This window comes from Streptomyces sp. UNOC14_S4 (genome assembly GCF_020740835.1).
GTDB lineage: Bacteria > Actinomycetota > Actinomycetes > Streptomycetales > Streptomycetaceae > Streptomyces.
Genome location: NZ_JAINFC010000695.1, coordinates 1 through 3,042, shown reverse-complemented (window position 1 = coordinate 3,042; position 3,042 = coordinate 1). Strand labels below are relative to the sequence as shown.

Here is a 3,042-nt window from a genome sequence, read left to right as displayed (position 1 = left end):
GTTCTGAAATGACGGTGCATGGAGTACGGCTCCCCATAGGAGGTGGCCGCACGCACCGCGTTTCAGGTTCCGGCCGGAGGCCCCTCCCCCGGCCCACAGACCACCCAGGGGCGCGGGGAACGGCGCGAGAAGCCCCACCGGCCCGCACCAGACGTGGAAACCGGTCAACTTCCCTCTCACTTGTGGCTGATCGATTGCGTCGGCCATCAGCGGCCCCAACAATGCACACGTCAAACGGACCGCTCCAGAGAGGATCCACCCCCCATGACGCGCATCAGCAGCAGACCTCTCGTCGGCATGCTCGCGACGCTCCTGCTCACAGGAACGGCGGCCCTGGGCGCCGGAACGGCACACGCCACCACACCCGCCGCCAAGACCAAGCCCAAGGCCGTGGACTTCGCCGGCACCGTCGCGCTCAGCAACTGTTCCGGATCGCTCATCAAGCTGCCGAACTCGGGCGACAACGACCCCGCCCTGGTCATGTCCAACGGCCACTGCCTGGAGACGGGCATGCCGGGCCCCGGCCAGGTCATCACCGACCAGCCGTCCTCGCGGACGTTCACCCTGCTCAAGTCGGACGCGAGCAGCGCCGGTACGCTCCGGGCCACCAAGGTCGCGTACTCCACGATGACCGACACCGACGTCACGCTCTACGAGCTCAACCAGACGTACGCGCAGATCAAGCAGCGCTACCGGATCGACGCCCTGAACCTCTCCTCCGACCACCCGACGACGGGTACGCCGATCAAGGTCGTCTCCGGGTACTGGAAGAAGATCTACTCCTGCAACGTCGACGGCTTCGTCCACGAGCTCCACGAGGCCGACTGGACCTGGAAGGACTCCCTGCGCTACACGCCGTCGTGCAACACCATAGGCGGCACGTCCGGTTCGCCGGTGATCGACGCCAACACGGGCAAGGTCGTCGCGATCAACAACACGGGCAACGAGAACGGCGAGCAGTGCACGATGAACAACCCGTGCGAGGTCGACGAGAACGGCCAGGTGACCGTCCGGCAGGGCATCAACTACGCCGAGGAGACCTACGGCATCGGCAAGTGCTTCGCCCCGGGCAACAAGCTGGACCTCAGCCTCCCGGACTGCGCGCTGCCCCAGCCCGCCGGTGACGACACGTACGCCCGCCGCTGACAGCAGCCGACCGACGAGGTGACCGACGCACAGGAGGCGGCCCTGTCACCCGACAGGGCCGCTCCCGCACACATCACCGCAACCACATCACAGCGTCACGGCATCGCGTGCACATGCGCCCCCACCGCGTTCGACCACGCGTTGCCCGCGGTCGCGTCCCAGTTGGTGGACCAGGTCATCGCACCCCGGATGCCCGGGTACGTCTTCGACGGCTTGAACGAGCCGCACCGCGTACCCGTCGCCAGGCAGTCGAGCGCGTCGTTGACGACGGACGGCGCCACGTAGCCGCTGCCCGCGCCCCGCGTGGAGGCGGGCAGGCCCAGGCCCACCTGTGAGGGCGCTAGGCCGCCCTCCAGCTGGATGCAGGCCAGGGCGGTGAGGAAGTCCACCGTGCCCTGCGCGTACACCTTGCCGTCGCAGCCGTTCATCGCGCCGCTGTTGTAGTACTGCATGTTGACGACGGTCAGGATGTCCTTGACGTTGAGCGCCGTCCGGAAGTAGCCCGCCGACGTCGACTGCATGTCGATGGTCTGCGGCGCCATGGTGATGACGAGCTTGCTGCCCGCCTTCGCCGACAGGGCGCGCAGGGCCTGCGTCATGTAGGTCGGGTTGAGACCGTTCTCCAGGTCGATGTCGACGCCGTTGAAACCGTACTTCTGCATCAGCGCGTAGACACTGTTCGCGAAGTTGGTCGCGGAGGCGGAGTCGTTGACGCTGACAGTGCCCTTCTCACCGCCGATGGAGATGATCACGCTCTTGCCCGCCGCCTGCTTGGCGGCGATGTCGGCCTTGAACGCGGCCTCGCTGTAGTTGAGCGCCGGGTCGAGCGTGAAGTCGACGGCTCCGGGTGTGCCGGTGGCGTCCGCGAAGGCGACGGCGATGATGTCGTACTGGCTCTGCACGTCACTGATCTTCTGGACGGTGGCGCCGTTGTTGAAGTTCTGCCAGTAGCCCGTGACCGCGTGCTTCGGCACGGAGGGGTCGCCGCCGCTGCCCGCGCTCGTCGTCGCCGTGACGGCCGTCGAGCGTGCCGACTCGCCCGAGGCGTTGACCGCCGTCACCTCGAATCGGTACGCGGTCGAGGGCGCGAGCCCGGTCACGGTCGCCGACGTGCCGCTGACGGACTGCACCTTGCTGCCGTCCTGGTAGACGTTGTAGCCGGTGGCTCCGGTGGAGGCGCTCCACGACAGCGCCACGGAGGACGGGGTCACCGAGCCGGCCGTCAGCCCGCCCGGTGCGCCGGGCGCGGGGTCGCCCGGGTCGCCGCCCCCGGGCCCCGTCAGGGTGATGTCGTCCGCGAGGTACGCGGGCTGGCCGTACCAGCCGTGCGTCCAGACGGTGACGGACGTGGTGTTCGGCCCGGTCGTGAAGCTGGTGGTGAGCTGCTGCCAGTCGCTCGCGGACGGCGTCCACGTCGACACGTCCGTGGTGCCCGTGCCGCTCGCGCCGAGGTAGACGTACGAGCCCTGGACCCACGCGCCGAGCGTGTACGAGGAGTTGGGCCGCACGCTGACCGTCTGCGAGCACTGGGCGCTGTCGGACCCGGCGGGCGTGGCCTTGAGCGCGCCCGTGCCGCTGTGCGCGGGGGACGTGACGACGGTGCCGCTGTCGCTCGTACAGCTCCAGGGGGAGAGACCGTTCTCGAAGCCGCCGTTCCGTACGAGGTCGGCGTCGGCCGCCCGTGCGGGGGAGCCGACGGCGGCCGTCAGGCCGGCCGCGGCGAGCGCGGTGGCCAGGAGCGTGCCGAGCCCGCGTCTCGTCACGGCGCGGGTGGTGCGTATGGCTGCTTGCACTACTGCCTCCGGTGGGAGAGGAGTTGGGGTGGTGGTTGCCGGGAACGGTCCGGCGGAATGTTCGGGGTGTTCCCGGGGAAGGGTGCAGAGGATGATGTGGGGG

2 protein-coding genes are annotated in these 3,042 nt (G+C 69.0%); one reads left to right on the top strand and one right to left on the bottom strand.

Translation table 11 applies throughout. The annotated features are described in order from the left end of the window. Positions 1-264 precede the first annotated feature (264 nt). On the top strand, positions 265-1,146 hold the full coding sequence (locus K6I34_RS34450; RefSeq protein WP_229331974.1) for a serine protease: 882 nt from the start codon (positions 265-267) through the stop codon (positions 1,144-1,146). Positions 1,147-1,241: 95 nt separating this feature from the next. Here the strand turns inward: K6I34_RS34450 and K6I34_RS34445 are convergent, their stop codons facing one another. Next, a complete protein-coding gene (locus K6I34_RS34445) occupies positions 1,242-2,909 on the bottom strand; it encodes a chitinase (RefSeq protein WP_374231101.1) in 1,668 nt (555 codons plus the stop codon). Between the last annotated feature and the right edge of the window lie 133 nt (positions 2,910-3,042).

Excerpts from the sequence above, each read along its gene's own strand:
- K6I34_RS34450 (WP_229331974.1), top strand. The coding sequence starts at position 265 with ATGACGCGCATCAGCAGCAGACCTCTCGTCGGCATGCTCGCGACGCTC.